Source organism: Mesorhizobium sp. B4-1-4 (genome assembly GCF_006439395.2).
GTDB lineage: Bacteria > Pseudomonadota > Alphaproteobacteria > Rhizobiales > Rhizobiaceae > Mesorhizobium.
The window spans coordinates 3,418,671-3,440,920 of sequence record NZ_CP083950.1; the positions used below are offsets into that span (position 1 = coordinate 3,418,671).

Genomic DNA, 22,250 nt, shown 5'->3' on the forward strand with positions numbered 1-22,250 from the left:
ACTCAATCTGGTGAATGATGCCGCCTGCAAAAAAGGAAGTCCGTCCGTCGAGCCGCGGAGGACGTGTCCGCACGCCTGCCTTCGTGAAGAGCCAACGTGGCGTCAAGAACTGGAAGGAAGTCAGCGCCTGGCTTGAATGGCGCGGCATCGAGGACATCGAATGCATCACGCCTGACCAGGCTGGGGTCGCACGCGGCAAGATGATGCCGTCGAAGAAATTCACCTCCAACACCTCGCTGGCCCTGCCTTCTGCCGTTTTCATGACGACGATTTCCGGCGGTTATCCCGAGGACGGCAACGGCTTCCACTATCCCGAGGATGACGGCGACCTCAAACTGATGCCCGACCTGTCGACGCTGACGGTGGTGCCTTGGGAGGAGGATCCGACGGCCGCCGTCATCTGTGACCTCGTGCATCAGGATGGCCGCTCGGTGGAGTTCACGCCGCGCAACGTGCTGAAGCGCGTCATTGCCGCCTATGACAAGCTCGGGCTGAAGCCAGTGGTAGCGCCCGAGATCGAATTCTATCTCGTGCGCAAGAATCCGGATCCGGATTATCCGCTGACCCCACCTGTCGGCCGTTCGGGGCGCGCGATCGGCGGCGGCGCCGGCTATTCGATCGCCGGCGTCAACGAATTCGACGAACTGATCGACGACATCTACCATTTCTCCGAAGGACAAGGCCTGGAGATCGATACGCTCATCCATGAAGAGGGTGCGGGCCAACTCGAGATCAACCTGCGCCACGGCGATCCCGTCGAGCTTGCCGACCAAGTGTTCATGTTCAAGCGCACCATTCGCGAGGCGGCGCTGAAACATGAGATCTATGCGACCTTCATGGCCAAGCCGATCCAGGGCCAGCCGGGCTCGGCCATGCATATCCACCAGTCGATCATCGACAAGAAGACGGGCCGGAACATCTTTTCGGCCGAGGACGGCTCGGAAACCGAGGACTTCTTCCATTTCATCGGCGGCATGCAGAAGCATGTGCCGAACGCGCTGGTGATGTTCGCGCCCTATGTCAATTCCTATCGCCGGCTGACACAGGCGGCCTCGGCTCCGGTCAACAACAAATGGGGCTATGACAACCGCACCACGGCGTTCCGCGTACCGCGTTCCGACCCGGCGGCGCGACGCGTCGAAAACCGCATCCCGTCCTCCGACGCAAATCCTTACCTGGCCTTGGCGGCTTCGCTTGCCTGCGGGCTGATCGGCATCACCAGGAAGATCAAGGCCGAACCGCCGGTGCTGACCACCGCCAATGCCGACGAGATCGACCTGCCGCGCAGCCTGCTCGAAGCCGTCGACCTGTTCGAAGGCGACGAAGAACTCGGCGCGATCCTGGGTAAGTCCTTCGCCGCTACCTACGCAGCGATCAAGCGGGCGGAATTCGAGACTTTCATGGAGGTGATCAGTCCGTGGGAGAGGGAATATCTGCTGCTGAACGTTTAGGGAATAGGGGAGTAAGTCAGTAGGGCAGTAGGGGAAGACTATGGCGAAGATCGAATCTTACAGAGATTTGGTCGTCTGGCAGCAAGCCATGGATCTTGTCGTCTCAATCTACGAAACGACAAAAGCCTGGCCGAAAGAAGAGCTCTATGGATTGACGCCTCAGCTGCGCAGGGCAGCCACTTCCGTGCCTGCCAATATCGCGGAGGGTTATGGGCGAGAAAGCCGAGCTTCCTATCAGCAATTTCTCAGGATTGCGCAGGGATCGCTCAAAGAATTGGAGACCCATTTGCTGATCGCACGGCGCGTCGGGATCACCTCCCACTAGGCAACCGAACCGTTGATGACTCGGAGTGAGAGCGTGGGAACGCTCTTGCGGCTTCTGATCCGCAAATTGTCGCCAGAATAGCTCTACCTACTGCCCTACTGCCCTACTGCCCTACTGCCCTACTGCCCTACTGCCCTACTGCCCTACTGCCCTACTGCCCTACTGCCCTACCGTGAGCATCATGCCTTACCAATCCCCGATTTCCCCCGGCCGTTCCTGGTATGAGGATACGGCCGGGCCACGGCCTGAATATCCGGCGCTGGACGGTGACCGGAGCTGCGACGTGGTCATCATCGGCGGCGGGTTTACCGGCCTGTCGGCGGCGACGCATCTGGCCAAGGCAGGAACCAATGTCGTCCTGATCGAAGCTCACCGCTTCGGCGACGGCGCGTCCGGACGCAATGGCGGCCAGCTTGGCACCGGACAGCGCGCCTGGGCCGAGGATCTCGAGGCCGAATACGGCTTGTCCCGCGCCAAGGCGCTGTTCGATCTTGCCGAGGAGGCGAAGGCGCATCTGCTTGAATTCGCCGCCGCCAACCAGATCGAGATCGACTACGTGCCGGGCCAGCTTTCGGTGGCGCACAAGCCGCGCTATGTCGACGACTACAAGGCGCATGCCGAGATCATGGCCAAACGTTTCTCCTACCCGCACATCTCGTTCATGGATGCCAAGGAAACGGCGGAGCGGCTGGGCTCGACCGCCTATTTCGGCGGCACGCGCGATACCGGCACCGGCCATATCCATCCCATGAAGCTGGTGATCGGCACGGCCAGGGTGGCGGCAAAGGCCGGCGCGCGGCTCTTCGAAAGGACACCTTCGACCGGCATCATTTCCGCTGGTGGCCAGGTCAAGGTTTCGACGCCGAGAGGTACGGTGAGCGCTCAGAAATGCCTGATCGCCGTTAACGCCTATGGTGGTACGCTCGAGCCGGTAAGCGCCGCACACATCATGCCGATCGGGTCGTTCATCGGCGCGACCGTGCCCTTGGGAGCGGATTCAGAAGTTCTGCCGGGCGGCGAGTCGGTCGATGATTCGCGCTTCGTCGTGCGCTATTTCCGCAAGTCGGCGGACGGCCGGCTGCTGTTCGGCGGACGCGAGATTTATGGCGTCAACGACCCAAAGGATATCCACATCCATATCCGCCGTCAGATCGCCGAACTCTATCCGGCGCTGAGCGATGTCGAGATTACCCATGGCTGGGGCGGCTATGTCGGCATCACGATGCCGAGAAAACCATTCGTGCGCGAAGTGATGCCGAATGTGATCTCGGCTGGCGGCTATTCCGGCCATGGCGTCATGCTGTCGAACTTCTTCGGCAAGCTCTACGCCGAGACCGTCGCCGGCAATCGCGACCGGCTGAAACTGATCGAGGACCTGAAAATTCCGCCATTTCCCGGCGGTCGCCGTCTGCGCGCGCCGCTGCTTTTCCTGGCGCTCAACTGGTTTGCGCTGCGCGACAGAATCTGATGCAAATCGCCTGAACGCGGCCCGCTTTGGGAGGAACGACACTCACGAAAATAGGGGCCAAGGGGCGTCGACTGGACCCTTTTCGACGCTGTGCGCTTGGGATCGCCACGGCCCCATGCGATCACGATCTCGTATAATATTGTAATATCCATGTAATATTTGTTGCCCGGGCGGGACATTGCGGAATTGCCGGCAAAAGCGCAGAATCTCTCACAGTGGCGCACTGATGCCACAATCGCGGGCGAAAGGTCCGCATCTGGGCGAATGTTCGGGGATTGTTGCGGGCCTTCCCGCGTTTTTGGGACCGATGCTGATCAAATGCATGATTTGCGGGATTTGATCGAAAGAACACCGGCCCGCTTATGGAGGTGGCAAGAGTGAAAGAGCCCTTCAGTTTCGGTGCTCCGGAACGTCGGCGCTTTGCCATGCAGTTCGGCTATGACATGCGTCCGTCCTTCTGGCAGGAAGTCCGTTCGAATTCGCATCTGGTGATTGCCGCGATCGGCACCGCCGCGCTGCTTGGCGTGGCTGCGGTCGCGCTCTGGCTGGCATTGCCGGCCAGCGAGCGGCAAGCGGTCGCCAGCACTGAACAGACGATTCCGGCCAACCCGGTGAAAACGACGAAGATCGCCCCGTCGGGAACGACGGTGGCCGCGGCAGCGGTGCCGCAGGTGACGCACAAGGCCGATCAGGTTTCGCGGGCCGTGGCTGTCGCCGAGGCCGCCATTCCCGCGCTCGCGGCCAATGACCCTCGCTGGACCGGCTCGCAGGCAAAAACCGTATCGGCTCCCGCCCCGGCTTCAGCCGGTCCGACCGCAGGCAAGACCGAACAGCCGACGGACAAACCCGCCGCCGTGGCGGCGTTTGCTCAACCGTCGGCCGATAACGATGCCGCAACCGAGCTGGCCAAGGTTGCCGCGCCGGCACCGGCAGCAGCCAGCAATCCCGATGGCGCACAGACTGCCGCCATTCCGGAGGTTCAGCCGCAAATACCGGAACAGCAGCCGGCGGCCGCCGAGGACAATGGCGGCAAGGACAAGGCCAAGCCGCACAAGGCAGCTGCGGCCGGCACCGGACGAATTCTCCGGCCGGTGACCATGCGCAGCAGTCCGAAGAAGAATGCAGCCGCTATCGTCACGGTGCCCGCCAAGACCTCGGTGCAGGTGATGAGCTGCAAGAAGTGGTGCCAGATCGTCTATAACGGCAAGACCGGCTGGGTCTACAAGAGCTATATCAAGACTGGCGCCTGACGTGCCGGAGCGTCCGGTGACCACGGCCGGCCCGCGGAGACAGGCCCTATCGCACCCTGCCGCCGAACATGCGTCGCAAGCGCTGCCATCTTTTGGCGCGCCTACGTTGCCTGACATAGTCGCCATGCTGCTCAAAAGGAACTTCGTACAGGCCGCAAGTGTCGCAGCCCTCCCGCTTGCCGCAGACGGGAATCCAGCATTTGACATCATACGTCCAGGCGAGCGCGACGCGCTCCAGGTGAAGGTTTGAAGAGCTTTTGAGGAGTATAAGCTCACCCGGCACCGCCGTGCGCTTGATGTGGTCAGAGACTTCCTTCGCCGTGCGAAGCTCGACAAATCGGCCGCTGTCGCGGTCAGCCTGCCCCGCCCCCGAGCGATGGGCATTGTCACCGCTATAGATCACCTGATCGGCGATTTCCCGCGCGGTTTGGTAGGCGTAGGCGTATTTCTTGGTCGAGCCGGAGTAATCCGAAATTTGGCCAAGCACGATGCGTTCTCGGCCAGCACTCGCCTTGGCGATCAAATCCAAGGCAAGATTGATCGAGTGCCAGGGTGCCTTGGCGGCATCGACAACGAATTGCGGACCGCCTTCGGTGACAAGCACGGCACAGCGATTTGCCAATGGCTGGAAAGTCGCCACCTGGGCGGCAACCTTGTCCGGCGGAACGCCGAGTTCGAGCGCCGTCGCCACGGCAGCAGCGGTCGGCAACCAGAAGTGTTCGGCTGGAAATGGCGTTTGAAGTTCAAGTATGCCTCCCCGCCAATGGATCGAAAGCGTCAGCCGATCCGGGTAGGCGGCGTGGATATCTGTCACACGATAATCGGCCAGTTGCGACGTGCCGAAGGTGACGACGCGGCATCTGGCGCCTTCAGCCATGCCGGCCACCAGGGGGTCGTCGGCATTGAGGACGGCAAGGCCGTCCGGCCGCAACGCCTCGACCAATGCACGTTTTTCGACGGCAATGTTTTCCACGGTCCTGAAACTGGCAAAATGCTCAAGGCGAACCATGGTGACGATAGCCACATGCGGCTGCAGCATTTCCGCCATTGGCCGGATCGTATCGATGCCAAAGGCCCCGGCTTCGAAAACGACATAGTCGACCTCGCCCGCTCGCTTCATGCGTTTGTAGAGCGTGCTGACCAGCGACTTGATGGTGTTGGCGAGAACTCGCGCATAGGTCGGTCCATGGGCGGCCAATATATGCCCAAGCAGCGCCGTGACGGTCGATTTTCCCGAACTGCCGGTGACGCCGATGAAGGTCGCCTTGCTTTTCGCGCGGGCGCGCCTTGCCCTGTAGGTCCTGACGCGCTGCCGCAGGTTTTCGCGAACTTTCCGCAATCTCGCGTTCATCGCATCGGCCCCTAGCCTCCGAAAGAACTCTAAGCGGTGGGAACCTCAAGTCAAATCGAAGCCGGTTGCGGTCGAATCGACGATGCCATTGCCTGGCTTGTCGAAGACGCGCTTCAGATGCAGCGGCCGCCATCGACCTCCAGCGCCACGCCGGTGATGAAAGCGGCTTCGTCCGATGCCAACCACAGTGCCGCATTGGCGATATCGAGCGGCGTCGACAGCCGGCCGAGCGGAATCGAGGCGCGGAATGTCTCGCGGATTTCGGGCGTATCGACGCCCATGAACTTCTCCAGCATGCCCGTCTCGCCGGCGACCGGGCAGAGGCAGTTGACGCGGATGTTCTTCGGCGCCAGTTCCACCGCCATAGACTTGGTGGCGGTGATCGCCCAGCCCTTCGAGGCATTGTACCAGGTGAGACCAGGCCGTGGCCGCAGCCCCGCGGTGGAGGCCGTGGTCAGGATGACGCCGCCACCTTGCCGTTCCATGATCGGCACGACCGCAAGGGCGGCATGGTAGATCGCCTTCATGTTGACGGCCGTGATCAGGTCGAAGGTTTCCTCGTCGACCTTGAGCATGTCGCCGTTGCGATGCGTGAATCCGGCATTGTTGACCATGATGTCGATGCGGCCGAAGGCGCTTCTGGCGGCATAGACCATCTCGTCGAATTCAGAGCGCAGCGAAACGTCGGTCTGCGTCCAGATCGCCGCCTCGCCGATCTCGCCGGCGACGCGCTCCGCGCCCTTGGCGTTGAGATCGGCGACAACGACCCTGGCGCCCTCCTCGGCAAAGCGCCTGGCCATGCCTTCGCCAAAGCCCGAGGCCGCGCCGGTGATGACGGCAACCTTGTTTTCCAGACGCATGCTTTTCCCGCTCATTGATGTCCTCGAGATCATTCCCCAGCTTGCACAATAGGCTGACGGCCGATGCGGTCCACACCGCGAGATTTCTCCCTTAGCTTTCGTCACATTCACGTTCTATGCTGCAACTGCGAAAGCTTCTGGAGTCTTCGTTCACCGACAAGACTCCGGCTGTCGCCAGTGTCAAGCGCACATGTGGACCCACGCATTATCCTGCGATTGGTCCTGATGTGACACCATGGCACTGGAAAATTTAAATCGATTAGAATATACCAGCCGCGTACTCGCGAGCGGCGTCAAAGCGGACAGACCATGACCAGCCAGATCATCCCCGTCGATCCTTTCGACTTCATCATCTTCGGCGGTACCGGCGACCTGTCGGAGCGCAAGCTTCTGCCGTCGCTCTACTATCGCCAGCGCGACCATCAATTCTCGGAGCCGACGCGCATCATCGGCACGTCGCGCTCGAAGATGAGCGACGAGGAATTCCGGGCCTTTGCCAAGCAGGCGATCTCGGACCATGTGAAGCCAGCAGACATCGACCCGAAGGAACTGGCAACATTCCTGGCCAGGCTAACCTACGTCGCAGCGGACGCGACCAACGGCGCCGGCTTCGACAAGTTGAAAAAGGCGATCGGCGACAGCGATCGCATCCGGGCCTTCTATCTGGCGGTGGCGCCGGCGCTGTTCGGCGATATCTCGCACCAGCTCAAGGAGCACAAGCTGATCACGCCGAACTCGCGCATCGTGCTGGAGAAGCCGATCGGCCGCGACCTTGCCTCGGCGCGCGCGCTCAACGACGCCGTGGGCGACGATTTCCACGAAAGCCAGATCTTCCGCATCGATCACTATCTCGGCAAGGAGACGGTGCAGAACCTGATGGCGCTGCGCTTTGCCAATGCTCTGTACGAGCCTTTGTGGAATTCCGCTCAGATCGACCATGTGCAGATCACCGTCGCCGAGACCGTGGGACTGGAGGACCGCGTCACCTACTACGACAAGGCCGGCGCGCTGCGCGACATGGTGCAGAACCACATGCTGCAGCTCCTGTGCCTGGTTGCCATGGAAACGCCGTCCTCGATGGACGCGGACGCCGTGCGCGACGAGAAGCTGAAGGTGCTGAGGGCGCTCAAACGCATCAACGGCAACGAAGCGCCGAAGCACACGGTACGCGGCCAGTATCGCGCCGGTGCGTCCGCCGGCGGTCCGGTCAAGGGATATGTCGAGGAACTCGGCAAGGACAGCACCACCGAGACCTTCGTCGCCATCAGGGCCGAAATCGGCAACTGGCGATGGGCCGGCGTTCCCTTCTATCTCAGGACCGGCAAGCGGCTGGCGACCCGCGTCTCGGAAATCGTCATCGAATTCAAGCCGATCCCCTATTCGATCTTCGGCGACAGTGCCGGCCCCATCTTCGCCAACCAGCTGGTCATCCGGCTGCAGCCGGACGAAGGCGTCAAGCAGTTCATCATGATCAAGGATCCGGGTCCGGGCGGCATGCGGCTGCGCCAGATCTCGCTCGACATGAGCTTTGCGCAATCCTTCGACGGCCGCGCGCCCGACGCCTATGAGCGGCTGATCATGGATGTCATCCGTGGCAACCAGACGCTGTTCATGCGCCGCGACGAAGTGGAGGCCGCCTGGAAGTGGATCGACCCGATCCAGAATGCCTGGGAAAGCGCCAGGCAGGAGGCGCAAGGCTATACGGCAGGCACCTGGGGCCCGTCGGCCTCGATAGCGCTGATCGAACGTGACGGGCGGACATGGCACGAGAGCAATTGAACAGCACCAGCTACAACTGGAATGCCTTTCCCGATCGCCCGGCGCTGGCGGCGGCACTGGCTGGGCGCGTTGCCGACCGCCTGATCAAGGCGATCGCCGAGCGCGGCGCTGCGTTGCTGGCTGTCTCCGGCGGCACGACGCCGGCAAAATTCTTTGCCGCGCTCTCGGCGGCGCCGATCGCCTGGGACAAGGTGATCGTGACGCTGGTCGACGAGCGTTTCGTGCCGGCCTCCTCGCCCCGCTCCAATGCCGGGCTGGTGGCCGCCAATCTGTTGCAGAACGCGGCCAAAGCGGCGCGTTTCGTGCCGCTCTATCATGAGGCCGCCGGCATCGAGGCTGCGGCGGCATCCGACGATGCGGCATTGCGGTCCCTGCCCTGGCCGCTCGATGTCGTGGTGCTTGGCATGGGGCCGGACGGCCACACCGCCTCGTTCTTTCCCGATGCCGACGATCTGCCGAAGTTGCTCGACCCGGCTACCGACAGGATCATCCTGCCGGTTCACGCGGCAAGTGCCGGCGAGCCACGGCTGACGCTCTCGCTGGCACGCATCATCGATGCCGGCTTCATCGCGCTGCATATAGAGGGCGAGGACAAGCGCACCGCTTTCGACGACGCAGTCGCGACCGAACCGCGCAAGCCGATACGCGCCGTACTCGATGCCGCTCCCAGACCCGTAGAGGTTTTCTGGACGCCCTGATTTCACGTTTGAAGTGGTCCCGGCAAACGGCGGGAGGATGTTTCCGGGACCTCGCCTGAAAGGACCTGATGCCATGACCGCAAGACGCGACATCGAAGCCATCACCGAGCGCATCCGCCAACGTTCGAAAGCAGGCCGCGAGGCCTATCTCGGCCGCATCGCCGGCGCATCGAACCAGACCGCCAACCGGTCGGTGCTATCCTGCGGCAATCTTGCCCATGGCTTTGCGGTCTGCAGCCCTTCGGAAAAGCTGGCGCTCGGCGCCGACAAGGTGCCTAATCTCGGTATCATTACCTCCTACAACGACATGCTGTCGGCGCATCAGCCGTTCGAGACCTACCCTGCCCTGATCAAGGAGGCCGCGCGCGAGGCCGGCGGCATCGCCCAGGTGGCCGGCGGCGTGCCGGCAATGTGCGATGGTGTCACACAAGGCCAGCCCGGCATGGAGTTGTCGCTGTTTTCGCGCGACGTGATTGCCATGGCCGCCGCGATCGGCCTGTCGCACAACATGTTCGACGCCGCCGTCTATCTCGGGGTCTGCGACAAGATCGTGCCCGGGCTGGTGATCGCAGCACTGACCTTCGGCCATCTGCCGGCGGTTTTCATTCCGGCGGGGCCGATGACGACCGGGTTGCCCAATGACGAGAAAGCCAAGGTCCGCCAACTCTATGCCGAAGGCAAGGTCGGACGGCCCGAACTGCTTGAGGCGGAGTCCAAGTCCTATCATGGGCCGGGCACCTGCACTTTCTACGGCACGGCGAATTCCAACCAGATGCTGATGGAGATCATGGGCCTGCACACGCCCGGCGCCTCCTTCGTCAATCCCGGCACGCCGCTGCGCGAGGCGTTGACCCGTGAGGCGACGAAGCGGGCGCTGGCGATCACCGCGCTCGGCAATGCCTATACGCCGGTCGGGCGCATGATCGACGAGCGTTCTGTCGTCAACGGCGTCGTCGGCCTGCACGCCACCGGCGGCTCGACCAATCACACGATCCACCTGATCGCGATGGCGGCTGCAGCCGGCATTGCGCTGACCTGGCAGGATATTTCAGACCTCTCGGAAGCAGTGCCGCTTTTGGCACGCGTCTATCCGAACGGCCTTGCCGACGTGAACCATTTCCATGCCGCCGGCGGGCTCGGCTTCCTGATCCGCGAACTGCTCGACGAGGGCATCCTGCATGAGGATGTGCAGACCGTGTGGGGCGAGGGCCTGCGGCCCTATGCGATCGAGGCGAAACTCGGCGCCGACGGCAGCGTGGTGCGTGAAGCCGCACCCCGTGCCAGCGGCGACGAAAAAGTGCTGGCGCCGTTCAAGAAGGCATTCCAGCCGACGGGTGGCCTGAAGGTGCTTTCGGGCAATCTCGGCCACGCCGTGATCAAGACCTCCGCGGTCAAGCCGGAACGGCGCATCATCGAGGCGCCGGCCAAGGTGTTCGACAGCCAGCAGGGCCTGAACGAAGCGTTCAAGGCGGGCACGCTGACCGGCGACTTTATTGCCGTCATCCGCTTCCAGGGGCCGAAGGCCAACGGCATGCCGGAACTGCACAAGCTGACCACCGTGCTCGGCATCCTGCAGGATCGCGGCCAGCGCGTCGCGCTGGTGACCGACGGGCGGATGTCAGGCGCTTCCGGCAAGGTGCCGGCGGCGATCCATGTGACGCCGGAAGCGGTCGAGGACGGGCCGATCGCCAGGATCCATGAGGGCGACATCATCCGCCTCGATGCCGATGCCGGAACGCTGGAGGTGCTGATACCGGGGACGGAATTCGCGCTGCGCCGCACCGCCGAAGCCGACCTCATCGGCAACGAGTTCGGCTTCGGGCGCGAGCTTTTCGCCGGCTTGCGGCAGCTGGTGGGCCGCGCCGATCACGGCGCCAGCGCGTTCGGGACCGCCTGAGTTCTCTCCAAGCCATACGCAAAAGGGCGGCTTCAAGCCGCCCCTCTTACGACCAGCGGAAAACGGCATCACGGCTGGACCGTGATCTCGGCGCGTTCGCCGGCTTTCACTGCCACCGGCATTTCCTTGTCGTGGCCTTCGTCAGACAGGTGACGGACAACCACATAGTCGCCGGCCGGCATGGTCTGCTGCCAGGTGTCGCCATAACTCAGGCCGAGTGACTTGCGCTTGCCCTCGATATCCTTTTTCGACGACAGCACCTCGATCGAATAGGCACCGGGGGCGGACATGGCCAGAACGCCCGCATCGAGCGTCACCTTCACGTCCTGATTGTCGCCGGCCTTAATGCTGAAGGGCTGCTCGACGACGGTAAGATCAAGCGTGGCGACCGCCACATAGTCATCGGGCGGCAGCCAGAACTTGCTGTCGGGGCCATAGGAATGTTCGACGCTGTCTCGGCTGCCATCGATCTTCTTCTTCGCCTTGACGATCTCGAAGCCGACGCCTGAATTGTCGGCCTTGTCACCGCCTGAGGTGTAGTAGGCATTGAGGAGGGCATGGCCGACGCCGACCACGACATCCTTTTCAATTGTCTGTCCGGCGGTCAACTGAATGGTGTCAGTAACCGAGCCGCTGCCGATCTGAACCGTGAGCTTCTGTTCACCCGCCGGGACAACGACCTTTGAGTCGCCATAGTGGGTGGTGCTGCCGCCCGGATAGGCAAAATCCAGACGGGCTTCGCTGCTGATATCGGCGCCTTGATAGGCCTTGGGATGAATGAGCACGGTGCCCGCGTTCAAGGTGAAGAGCGGCTTGTAGACCTGGCCGGCCTCGATCTTGATCTTCTGCTCCACCTTGGCTTCGTCATCACGCGCCACGACAACATAGTCACCGGGGTCGAGATTGCCGTTGTAGGCGCCATATTCGGTGGTGACGGAATCGCCGCGTGAACCGTCCGACTTCGCCTTGTAGATCTCCCAGGCATTGCCGTCGGTGATCGGCTCGCCACCTTCGGCCATCACCACGCTCGGCTGAAAATTGAACTCGGATTTCGCGGATGCCGGAGCGGGTGCCGGGGCGGGAGCTGGCTCAGGCGCGGGTGCGGCGACGGTTTGGACCAAGGCCTCCTGCAGCGCTTTCTCGTCGGAGGCCTGGATGTACTTGCCGCCGGTATTGTCGGCGAGGCAAGCGATCTGCTTGCCTTCGTCGACGGTCAGGCCGAAGCCGACGACGTCGGCGGTGAAATCGACACCGGATGCCTTCAGCTCCTTGCCGAGCGCGCAGGGATCGCCGCCGCAAGTCTCGAGCCCATCGGTGATGAGGACGACGGTCGCCTTGTCCTCGGTGTATTTCAGGGCTTCGGCCGCTTGCTTGACGGCAGCCGTCAACGGCGTCTTGCCGAGAAATTTCAGACTGTCGGCAGCGTCGGTGATGGCGCTTGCCGAGCCTGCCTGAGGCGGCACGATCAGCTGGATGTCCTCGCAGCTGCCCTTCTCGCGATGGCCATAGGCCATGAAGCCGATTTCTTCGTCGGGGGGAACCGATTGAAGCACGGTCCTCAGCGATTCACGGGCGATTTCGAGCTTGGGCTTGCCGCCGATCTGCGCCCACATCGAGCCGGAAGCATCGAGGATGATGATGACGCGGTTGGCGGTGAAGCCGGCCGTCGTCATGACAAACAGGAGGATCGCCGCAGCGACGCCTCGCGCAAATACCGCCATCGAAATCTCCTGAGTTAGCCCCCTCGTCCGCACCGGGAAGCTATTGGACGCCGCGTCCGGACACAAGCCCGGCATGCGCCAAGCCGCCCATGCGCCCGGCGCCGGATGGGGCATCGCCCCGAAGCGGCTCAGTAGGTGGTGCGGCGCTCTTCGGAAGGCGGCCGGCCAAACTGCAGCCGGTAGCTCTGGGCAAAATAGGAATGCGAGGTGAAGCCGGTCGCGATCGCCACATCAAGGATCGGCATGTTGGTCTGGCGCAGCAATTCGCGTGCCCGCTCCAGCCGCAACTGCATGTAGTAGCGGCCGGGGGTTACATTGAGGTGGCGCAGGAACAGGCGCTCCACCTGGCGTACGGAAAGGCCGGCCGATTTGGCAAGCTGCACCGCCGAGAGCGGCTCGTCGAGGTGATCGGCCATCAGTTCGACGATGCGCCGCAGCTTCTCCGACTTGCCGGTCAGGTCGCGCTCCGGCCCGACGCGCTGCCGGTCGCCAGCCGAGCGGATGCGCTCATGCTGGAATTGGTTGGCGACGCCATTGGCGAGGTTCGAGCCGAAATCGCCGCGCACGATCTCCAGCATCAGGTCGATCGAGGTGGTGCCGCCGGCGCAAGTGTAGCGCTTGCGGTCGATCTCAAAGACATTGCCGGTGCAATTGATATCGGGGAAGCGCTCCATGAAGCCGGCACGGTTTTCCCAATGGATGGTGCAGCGGTAACCGTCGAGCTGGCCGGCCTCGGCCAGCAGGTAGGAACCAACCGACAGCGCGCCAAGCGCATTGCCACGCCGGCCCCAACTGCGCAACGCCGCCAGAACCTTGCTCTTGCCGGGGAATTCCGTCGTCAGGCCGACCGAGACGAAGAGGATGTCGACGGGCGGCAGGTCGGCGACGCTGTAGTCGATCTTCAGCGGCAGGCCGTTGGACGCCATCACCGGATCGCCGTCGGCCGACACCGTGGTCCAGCCATAGAAATCGCGGCCAAGCAGACGGTTCGCCGAGCGGAACGTGTCGATCGCGGCCGCCAGCGAGAACATGGAAAACTTGTCGACCAGCAGAAAGGCGAACTGCCGGCCGCCCTGAACGGGATCAGTCGTGACCGGCCGTTCCGGGGAAATGGTGGGGTTAGGCAAAGCTGCGGCTTTCAGGGTCAACCCGGCTCAGAAGGAGGGCCGTTTCAACCCGGCCGCAAGGTAGGCCGAAGCTAACGTATTGGCCATCAGCATGGCAATGGTCATCGGCCCGACTCCACCTGGCACCGGCGTGATGGCGCCTGCCATCTTGACCGCTTCGGCATAGGCGACATCGCCGACGAGGCGCGACTTGCCCTCGCCCTTTTCCGGCGCGGGAATGCGGTTGATGCCGACATCGATGACGGTGGCACCGGGCTTGACCCAATCGCCCCTGATCATCTCGGGGCGACCGACGGCGGCGACAAGGATGTCGGCCGTGCGGGCAAGCGCCGGCAGGTCCTTGGTGCGGCTATGGGCGATGGTGACGGTGCAGTTGGCGGCGAGCAGCAGATTGGCCATCGGCTTGCCGACGATATTGGAGCGGCCGACGACGACGGCGTTGAGGCCGGACAGATCCTTGCCGCGCACGCGCTCGATCAGGAGCATCGAGCCGGCGGGCGTGCAGGGAACAAAAGCCGTGTCGAGTTCGCCGGTGCCGAGCTTGCCGACATTGATGAAATGGAAGCCGTCAACATCCTTTTCCGGCGCGATGGCCTGGATGATCTTGCCGGCGTCGATATGGGCAGGCAGTGGAAGCTGCACCAGGATGCCGTTGATCTCAGGATCGGCGTTGAGCTCCCCGACGATCTCAAGCAGCGCTTCCTGCGACGTGTCGGCCGGCAGCGTGTGCTGGAGCGAATGAAAGCCGCATTCCTTGGCGGTGCGGGATTTTGAGGCGACATAGACCTGGCTCGCCGGATCCTCGCCGACGATGACCACGGCGAGACCTGGCTTGGCGTTGCCTTTGGCGACCAGCTCGGCGGCCAGAGTCTTCACCGTCCGCACCACGTCTTCGGCAACGCTTTTTCCGTCGATCACTTCAGCCATGAACCACCCTCAACACCGTTTTACCCAACGCGCATTCACAAAACACAATGCGCGCCGGCACCATGCAGCGCGGCATTGTCACGAAAATTCCGGCACGCAATCCCGTCAAAGCGCCGTCCCATGCCGTTTACGCGAAACCGGGATGGTTTTGTTCGGCCTCGGCAACCTATCTTGTGGCTCAGAAGTAGCGGCGGCGGGCGCGGCTCTCGGCGAGTTCGCGGACCGCTTCGCGGAACTCCCGCAGGCTGGCGCGAATTTCGTCGATCGGCGCCTGTTCGGCACCTTCCTCGACTTGCGAGGGTTCTACCGGTGGCTGCACGGGGTAGGCCGACGGTTGCGGCGATGCGGGGGGCTGCGGTGGATACGGTATGTGCCCGGCATAGGGCGCCACGGCCTGGGTATAGGGGTAGCTCGCCGGCGATGGCGCCTGCCACGGCTGCATCTGTGGATACCCCGCCTGCTGTGCATTGGGATAGGGCGGCGGAGCCGGATAGACTGATTGCAGCGGCAGCAGGGGTGACCGCGACGGCGGCCCCATCGGCCTGGAATACGTCGTATCGAAGCCTGGGTGGAAAAACGGCCGCGGATAGTCCGACACCACTGGCCGAGGCATGAAGACTGAATCCGGATTCGGGTGGCCGGAGGGCATGGCGGCATCCGCCCCCCGCGCGTTTTCACCAAAGGTGGCTAACGCGCTGGAAATGCCGTCGTCAGCCTCGTCGGATGGCTTGCGGGACAGGGCATTGCGCAGCCTCGCCATCAACGCACGGCCGACACCGGAGGCAAAACCCAGGAGCCGGCCGGCATGCGCCATCCCGGCCCGTAACGGGCCTTTCGCCTCGAGCGGCGCGAAACCCTTGGAGATCACATTCATGTTGGCGGTGTTGATGTCCTTCTGTTCGCCGGTTTCCTCGGCGCGCAGCAGGAAGTGTTCATAGACGGAGCGCTTGGCGGCGGCCTCACGCTCCAGTTGGCGCATCGACACGAGATCGTCGTGCTGTGCAGTCGCTCCCGGCTGTCCGTCCGGCCGGAGACGCTCTGTTTCGACGGCCGGCAGTGTCGGGTCCGTCCGCGCCTCCCGCCGTGAACGGGCCAGGCGATGGCGCGTGGCGGCGTCTTCGCGCCATGCCGGATCCGCTCGGTCCCCTATCGAGACCAGGGACGCGTCCTTGCCGTCCTCACCGCGTATGGCCTGGCCGAGCGCCAGCAATGAAAGCTCGCGCCTCCAGTCTTCACGGTTTTCCCTGTCGACCATTATCTTGGAGCTTCACTCTTTGGCCGCCTGGCGGCGGCGGTCGGCCATTCGTTAAGCCACGCTAAACAAGCATAGGAAACAAAAGGTTAACTTTGGCAGGCCAGTGCATAAGCTTTTCATAACCTCAAGCACTGGAATGGCAGTGCATTCGGTCCTCGGAATGGCACGCTAAGCTTTCCCGCCTATCGCTCCCAGCACACGAACGATCGCGATGCGCGATCATCGCGTCCGTGCTGACAGGGCTTTCCCGCTGAGGCGCGAACGTCTATGCAGAGCCTTCCTTGGGAGGGTTCCATGACGATCAGGCTCATTCTCGCCGGCTGCGGCAATATGGGTTACGCGATGCTCTCGGGCTGGCTGAAATCCGGCAAGCTTTCGCCGTCGACGGTTTTCGTGGTCGAGCCCAATGCCGATTTGCGCAACCGCGCCGCCGCACTCGGCTGCGGCACGGCAGCGGATGCCGGCGGCATTCCAGCCGATGCCGTGCCTGATCTCGTCGTCGTCGCGGTGAAGCCGCAGGTGATCCGCGACGTCACCGCCGCCTACAAGCGTTTCGGCGACGGCCGCACGACTTTCGTCAGCATCGCCGCCGGCACGCCGGTCGCCACCTTCGAGGAGATCCTGGGCAACCGCGCGCCGATCGTGCGCTGCATGCCCAACACGCCCGCGGCGATCGGCAAGGGCATGATGGTGGTGTTTTCCAACCCCCTGGTATCCGACGGTGCCAAGCGTTTCGTCGCCGACCTGCTGTCGGCCAGCGGCAAGGTCGCCACTATCGATGATGAAGGTCTGATGGACGCAGTGACTGCAGTCTCCGGATCGGGCCCGGCCTATATCTTCCATTTCATCGAATCCCTGACCGTGGCCGCCGAGAAGGCCGGCCTGCCGGCGGCAACCGCCAGATTGCTCGCCATGCAGACCGTCTATGGCGCCGCCTCGCTCGCCGCCGAAAGCCACGAGGAACCGGGCGTGCTGCGCCAGCAGGTGACCAGCCCGAACGGGACGACAGCGGCAGCGCTGGCTGTGCTGATGGGCGAAGACCGGCTGACCAACCTGCTGATAGAGGCCGTCGAGGCGGCGCGGCTGCGGTCGATCGAACTGGGGAAGTAACCCTCAACCCGCGCCGTAAAGCATCTCATCCTGCAGCCGGCGCAAGGCGAACAGCTTCGTCGTCTGGTCGGGGGCGGCATTGTCAGTGGTCAGCAATTCGCCTTTGCCGACCGGCTTCAACACCTTGCCACCCTCGAGCAGGCCTACCGGCAGGGCGCGCCGGGCACGAGCTTCGTCGACGGTCATCGTCCAGGACCGGTAGCAGGTCTCGCCGATCGCATCGAATATCTCGCCGGGAGCCAGGTTCCGCTTGGCGACCGCGCAGACTTCGGCGACGGGCCTTGGCAGCGGCACCATGTCCGGCTTGCCGAAAAGCGCGATGCGGGCGGCGGTCAGCGGCACTTCAAGCGACGTCAAATGATAGGGGCGGAACAGGCTGTAGTAGGGGCCATGGCCGATATGCAAATCGTCCATGCGCTCGATGATGCGCGGATGCGTGGCCTCGACGATGACGAACACACCGGGCGCCACGCCCTTGCCGATGGTGTAATCGACGACGCTCTTTTTGGTGAGGAGCCCGCCATCCTCGCGCGGGATCAGGACTTTGGCTAGGTCGTCGCGGTCGGCCTTGGGGCCATGCATGCCGGGCACGTCGGGCACCAAGCCGGTGGCGTTGGCGATGGCGCACATCTCGACCATGGTCTTGGAGCCGTCGACGAACTCGACCAGCATGCGCGGGTTCATGTTGCGGCGGATCGCTTCCTCGCGATAGTCATCGGGCACGGCGTCGCGGTTGAGCGGGTTGTTCTTGCCCTTGCCGGCCGAGACGATCGTCAGGCCAAGGGCCGAAGCGAACTCGATCAGTTCCATGCAGCTCGACGGCTCGTCGCCGGCGCCGACCGAATAGACGACGCCAAGCCGGTCGGCCTGCTGCTTGAGATAGCAGCCGATGGTGACGTCGGCCTCGACATTCATCATCACCAGATGCTTGCCATGCTCCATCGCCATCAGGTCGAAATCGGCGGCGACGCCAGGCTTGCCGGTGGCGTCGATGACGACATCGATCAGGGGATTGGTGACCAGCGTCTCGTTTGAGGTGATGGCGATCATCCCGCTCTCGATGGCGCCGGTGACTTTCGATGCCGTGTCGGCCTCGACCGCCATCGCCTCGTCGCCATAGGCGATGCGGATTGCGTCGCGCGCCGTGTGCGGACGACGGGTGGAGACGGCGCAAACCGAAATGCCAGGCATCAGCATGCCTTGCGTGACCAGGTCAGTGCCCATTTCCCCCGAACCGATGACACCGATGCGCACCGGACGGCCCTCGGCGGCGCGGCTGGCAAGATCACGGGCAAGCCCGGTAAGGGCGACATTGGTCATGCAGGGATGTCCACAGCTTCTTGATTTGCCGCCGGATTAGCAGGGAACGGGCTCCGTTTGCCAACAAAACCAGTCTCGGCGGTCAATTCCGCCGAAATTGACCGGGGGAAAAGCGCATTTACCCCTGGTCGATTGGCCCAAAGGGCCTCACCTTCAACGCCCAGCAGGCAAAGGCGACCGAAGTACGGGGCTCGCCGACGGCGTCGACCTCATCGTCGCCACCACGCCGATCTCGGCTTCGGTGACCAAGCCGGTCATCAAGGGCCTCGCCTTCCTCACCGGCATCGGCAAGGACAAGGTGCTCGACGAGATCGAAGCGGAGCTGCGCAAGTAGGGCGCCGACGACGCGGTCCTGGCGACGGGCTTGGCTTCAAACCACCCTGACGTAGCTCGTCATGCCCGATTTCTGGTGCTCAATGATGTGGCAGTGCAGCAGCCAGTCGCCCAGATTGTCGGCGACGAAGCCCAGGCTCACCTTCTCGTTGGGCTGAATGAGATAGGTATCCGAAATCAGCGGTTGAACCGGTCGCGTCGACGACGACAGCACCTTGAAGCTCATGCCGTGCAGATGCATCGGATGCGATTGCGGCGTCAGGTTCTCCATGTCGATGATATAGCTTTTGCCGAGCTTCAGTTCGGCCAGCGGCGCGGTCGGGTCCGGCGTGTCGCCTGGCCACGGCACCTTGTTGATCGCCCAGAAACCGTAGCCGAGCGAACCGCAGATACCGTTGCTCGGAATGTTTTCGGCCGTGGCGCTGAGCGCCAGGGAAATATGCTGCGCGCTGGTCAGATCGACATCCGCCACCGGATTGACCTCCAGCGGCGCAATATCGCGGATGTCTCGCCTGAGCGAGCTGCCCGCCGCGCGCAGGGTCGTCAGGATTTTGGGCTTGGTGCCCCTGACATCCCGCAGGCTGACGACAGCGCCCTCCTCGTCCGGCATGCGGATGGCGAGTTCCATGCGCTGTCCAGGGCCAAGCAGCAGGGCATCGGGCAAAAAACGCTCAGGCACCGGGTTGCCGTCGAGTGCCATGACGTCAGCCTCCGCTCCATCGACTCGGAAGGCGTAGATGCGGGTGACATCGGTGATGGCGACGCGCAGCCGCACCAGCCCGCCGGCCGGCGCGTCATATTGCGGCTGGTCGTGCCAGTTGGCGGTGCGCACCGTGCCGTAGGTGCCGGTTCTGGCGGCATCGCGCGGCCGGAACTGGTCGATGAACTGGCCATCGTCGCCGAGCCGCCAGTCGCGCAGGTTGAGGACAAATTCGGCGTCGAATTTCGGATCGTTCGGGATCTCGACCACGATCACGCCGGTCAGGCCCTGGCCCATCTGCTCCAGCGTGTTGCAATGCGGGTGGTACCAGAAGGTGCCGGCGTCGGGAGGCGTGAAGGCGTAGTCGAAATGATCGCCGGTGTAGACGTAGGGCTGGACCAGGAACGGCACGCCATCCATCTTGTTCGGCAGGCGGATGCCGTGCCAGTGGATGGTTGTCGGATCATCGATGGCGTTGACCAGGCGCGCGGCGAAGGGCTCGCCCTTTTTCATCCTGAGCACCGGCGGCATGCCGGCGCGGCCATAGGTCAGCACATCCCTGGTCGGGCCAATGCCCATCAGCTTGGCCTGGATTTTCGCCGTCTGCAGCACCACCGGCTCAGGACTGGCGGCGGCCAGACTGCCAAGCCTGCCGATCGCGGCAAGCCCGACACCGCTCGCGCCAGCGACGGCGGCGGTTTTGAGAAGCCCGCGACGTGTGAGTAGAGTCATTCAGCGCTCCAACCGCAGGGGTGCCCCGCATCCAGTGCCGCCTTGGATCACAGGCGAGCCACCGGCGCAAATGCCGACACATTCGCACATTGGCGATTGCCTGTGCCATCGCCTCGAAGCAGGCGAAGACTGGATCGAAGCGGACCGGTCTTGCGCGCACAATATGCATGCCCCTTCCAGCGCGTGCGTTCGTCCTATTTGAAGCTGGCGATGGGCAGAAACTTCACTGCGGAGCCGGTGAAGCGGCGGTGGTCGGACGCCTGTCGCCGCGGCTGGAATCCATCGAGATAGACGTGCTGCGGCGCCGTGCGGATGAAATTGGCTGCAATGACGGGCGCCGACCCCGCCATGCCGCGACCCGCCCCGAGCGGCCGGCCGGCCGACGCAGCGGGCACAATGACCGGCGGGGCTTTGGTATCGAGGCGTGGCCGGACACGATCGGCCTTGGCGTTGGTCCTGGCACGATCTTCGGGTTCCGATGCGGGGACCGCAACCCGCTGGCCAGCCAGCCCATCGAGGTCGGCATGATGCCTTGCCAGCAAGGCAGCTATGGCATCGCCGGATCCGGCTTCCGGCCGAGGCGCGGCGCTTGTCCGCGGCCGCCATGTCGGCAAGGGGATATTGAGCGCCACCACGTCGGGCGCGGCGGTTGCGGCAGCGGCATTCGTGTTGCCCAAGGGAATTTTGGCATTGGCTGCCGCCGGCTTGGCAGCCGACAGTTCGGCCCGAGCCGCGAACGGCACGGTTTCGTGGCCCGGCGTTTCGGGGACCGGAACACTCGCCGTGGCCTCGGCGCGCGGTGCGAAGGCCGGCAGAGGCACCGCGCCTGGCTTCATCGCCATGACGATCGCTTCAGGCGTTTTCGCCTGCTGCTCGGCTGGCGCTTCTTCAGCCGGAGCGGCGGAAGCCATCTGGATATCCGCCCGCTGGGCTGCCTCCGGCGGCACGATGGCGATGCCCTGTCCGGCCGGCCTGGGTTCAACGGACTTCGGTTCAACGGATTTGGTTTCAACGGATTTGGCCGGCTTGCGTGGCGCCGGCATCGCTTCCGCGACATCATCCGCTTCGTCCGAGCTGCGACTGCCCAGAAGCGTCGCCAGCAGGCCACGTGCCGGCCTGCGCTGGCCGCCGTCGGCGCTTGCCAGTTCGATGTTGGGCGTGCCGGCTGCCTTGCGCGATTTGTACGCGGCAAACGCCTGCTCGTAGCCGGGCAGCGGCTTGCCGTCGCTCGGCACATGCAGCGTGTTGCCGTTCGGGAAGACCCTGGCGAGTTCCTGGCGGCTGATGCCCGGCCAATGCCGCACATTGCCGACATCCATATGGATGAAAGGCGAACCGGAGGTCGGATAATAACCGACGCCGCCGCCCTGCATCTTGAGGCCGATGTCGCGTAGCTTCTTCAGCGGCACATCCGGCAGGAAGAAGTCCATCGCGCGGCCAACCATGTGCTGGCTTTCCCGGGCCACGCCCTTCGAGCGGCCGCGCAGCATGGCGTTGGTCGCCGGCGAACGATAGGCGCTGACCACATGGATATAGGCTGTCGAGCCGCTGGCCCGATAGGCCTGCCAGACAAGGTCGAGCAGGCGCGGATCCATCCTGGTCGGCTCGTTGCGGCGCCAGTCGCGCAGCATGAAATTGATCTTCTTCAATCCCGCCTGATCATAGCGCCCGTTGCGCTTGAAGACGATCTCGGCCTTCTCGCCCGTATGGAGATGTTGGATCTTCAGGGCGCGCGTCTCGGCGAATGCAGTGCTGACGTATAGGCAAAGGAACGCGACCGCAATGGCCGGCAGCCATGTCCAACGAGGGGAGGCGCCGTTCTGTTCGCTTTCAATCACGTTCATGCCTTGCACATTGTTCTTGTTTCGGGCGATTTGACGTCGTCGCCGGATGCGGAGCCTTCTTTTCGAAGCTCTCGACCTGACAAGCAGGCTTGACCACGCAGA

15 protein-coding genes and 3 pseudogenes are annotated in these 22,250 nt (G+C 63.5%); 9 read left to right on the plus strand and 9 right to left on the minus strand.

The annotated features are described in order from the left end of the window. Positions 1-14 precede the first annotated feature (14 nt). The 4 genes and pseudogenes from FJW03_RS16250 (at position 15) to FJW03_RS16265 (ending at position 4,494) form a co-directional block, all read left to right on the plus strand. Positions 15-1,451, plus strand: coding sequence for a glutamine synthetase family protein (locus FJW03_RS16250; protein WP_181173329.1), 1,437 nt, complete (start codon positions 15-17; stop codon positions 1,449-1,451). A gap of 40 nt (positions 1,452-1,491) precedes the next feature. After that, positions 1,492-1,857, plus strand: a pseudogene (locus FJW03_RS16255) (four helix bundle protein). 100 nt (positions 1,858-1,957) lie between these two features. Continuing rightward, on the plus strand, positions 1,958-3,244 hold the full coding sequence (locus tag FJW03_RS16260; protein ID WP_140766473.1) for an NAD(P)/FAD-dependent oxidoreductase: 1,287 nt from the start codon (positions 1,958-1,960) through the stop codon (positions 3,242-3,244). Positions 3,245-3,621: 377 nt separating this feature from the next. After that, a complete protein-coding gene (locus FJW03_RS16265; protein WP_181168825.1) occupies positions 3,622-4,494 on the plus strand; it encodes an SH3 domain-containing protein in 873 nt (290 codons plus the stop codon). 46 nt (positions 4,495-4,540) lie between these two features. Here the strand turns inward: FJW03_RS16265 and FJW03_RS16270 are convergent, their stop codons facing one another. Then, a complete protein-coding gene (locus FJW03_RS16270; protein WP_140766455.1) occupies positions 4,541-5,845 on the minus strand; it encodes a Mur ligase family protein in 1,305 nt (434 codons plus the stop codon). A 113-nt stretch (positions 5,846-5,958) separates the two neighbouring features. Then, positions 5,959-6,705, minus strand: coding sequence for an SDR family oxidoreductase (locus tag FJW03_RS16275; protein WP_140610355.1), 747 nt, complete (start codon positions 6,703-6,705; stop codon positions 5,959-5,961). 309 nt (positions 6,706-7,014) lie between these two features. Here FJW03_RS16275 and zwf point away from each other — a divergent pair, with 309 nt between their 5' ends. The 3 genes from zwf to edd all read left to right on the plus strand — a co-directional run bounded on the left by zwf (position 7,015) and on the right by edd (position 11,079). Next, on the plus strand, positions 7,015-8,484 hold the full coding sequence (gene zwf / locus FJW03_RS16280; RefSeq protein WP_140610307.1) for a glucose-6-phosphate dehydrogenase: 1,470 nt from the start codon (positions 7,015-7,017) through the stop codon (positions 8,482-8,484). Beyond that, positions 8,466-9,182, plus strand: a complete 717-nt coding sequence (gene pgl / locus FJW03_RS16285; RefSeq protein ID WP_140696680.1) for a 6-phosphogluconolactonase — start codon at positions 8,466-8,468, stop codon at positions 9,180-9,182. The genes zwf and pgl overlap by 19 nt, the downstream gene beginning before the upstream one ends. Before the next feature lie 73 nt (positions 9,183-9,255). After that, complete coding sequence (edd, locus tag FJW03_RS16290) at positions 9,256-11,079, plus strand: phosphogluconate dehydratase (protein ID WP_140766456.1); 1,824 nt, start codon at positions 9,256-9,258, stop codon at positions 11,077-11,079. Positions 11,080-11,147: 68 nt separating this feature from the next. On the opposite strand, the gene FJW03_RS16295 is transcribed toward edd, so the two are convergent. The 4 genes and pseudogenes from FJW03_RS16295 to FJW03_RS16310 form a co-directional block, all read right to left on the minus strand. After that, complete coding sequence (locus FJW03_RS16295) at positions 11,148-12,800, minus strand: vWA domain-containing protein (protein WP_140766457.1); 1,653 nt, start codon at positions 12,798-12,800, stop codon at positions 11,148-11,150. A 128-nt stretch (positions 12,801-12,928) separates the two neighbouring features. Further along, on the minus strand, positions 12,929-13,927 hold the full coding sequence (locus FJW03_RS16300; RefSeq protein ID WP_140766474.1) for a GlxA family transcriptional regulator: 999 nt from the start codon (positions 13,925-13,927) through the stop codon (positions 12,929-12,931). 27 nt (positions 13,928-13,954) lie between these two features. Next, entirely contained in the window at positions 13,955-14,854 is a 900-nt protein-coding gene (gene folD, locus FJW03_RS16305; protein ID WP_140766458.1) for a bifunctional methylenetetrahydrofolate dehydrogenase/methenyltetrahydrofolate cyclohydrolase FolD, read from the minus strand. Between the two features lie 178 nt (positions 14,855-15,032). After that, positions 15,033-15,851, minus strand: a pseudogene (locus tag FJW03_RS16310) (succinoglycan biosynthesis protein exop); the annotation flags it as partial. A 552-nt stretch (positions 15,852-16,403) separates the two neighbouring features. Here FJW03_RS16310 and proC point away from each other — a divergent pair. Beyond that, on the plus strand, positions 16,404-17,219 hold the full coding sequence (gene proC / locus FJW03_RS16315) for a pyrroline-5-carboxylate reductase (protein ID WP_140766459.1): 816 nt from the start codon (positions 16,404-16,406) through the stop codon (positions 17,217-17,219). Positions 17,220-17,222: 3 nt separating this feature from the next. On the opposite strand, the gene FJW03_RS16320 is transcribed toward proC, so the two are convergent. Continuing rightward, positions 17,223-18,539: an NAD(P)H-dependent oxidoreductase gene (locus FJW03_RS16320; RefSeq protein ID WP_140766460.1), complete on the minus strand. Its 1,317-nt coding sequence runs from the start codon at positions 18,537-18,539 to the stop codon at positions 17,223-17,225. A gap of 140 nt (positions 18,540-18,679) precedes the next feature. Between FJW03_RS16320 and FJW03_RS16325 the strand changes: the two are divergent. After that, positions 18,680-18,873: pseudogene (locus FJW03_RS16325) on the plus strand (PTS galactitol transporter subunit IIB); the annotation flags it as partial. A gap of 36 nt (positions 18,874-18,909) precedes the next feature. Here FJW03_RS16325 and FJW03_RS16330 read toward each other — a convergent pair. Together FJW03_RS16330 and FJW03_RS16335 are read right to left on the minus strand one after the other, a co-directional pair. After that, on the minus strand, positions 18,910-20,304 hold the full coding sequence (locus tag FJW03_RS16330) for a multicopper oxidase family protein (protein ID WP_140766461.1): 1,395 nt from the start codon (positions 20,302-20,304) through the stop codon (positions 18,910-18,912). Positions 20,305-20,498: 194 nt separating this feature from the next. After that, positions 20,499-22,148, minus strand: coding sequence for a DUF882 domain-containing protein (locus tag FJW03_RS16335; RefSeq protein ID WP_140766462.1), 1,650 nt, complete (start codon positions 22,146-22,148; stop codon positions 20,499-20,501). Positions 22,149-22,250: the final 102 nt, after the last annotated feature.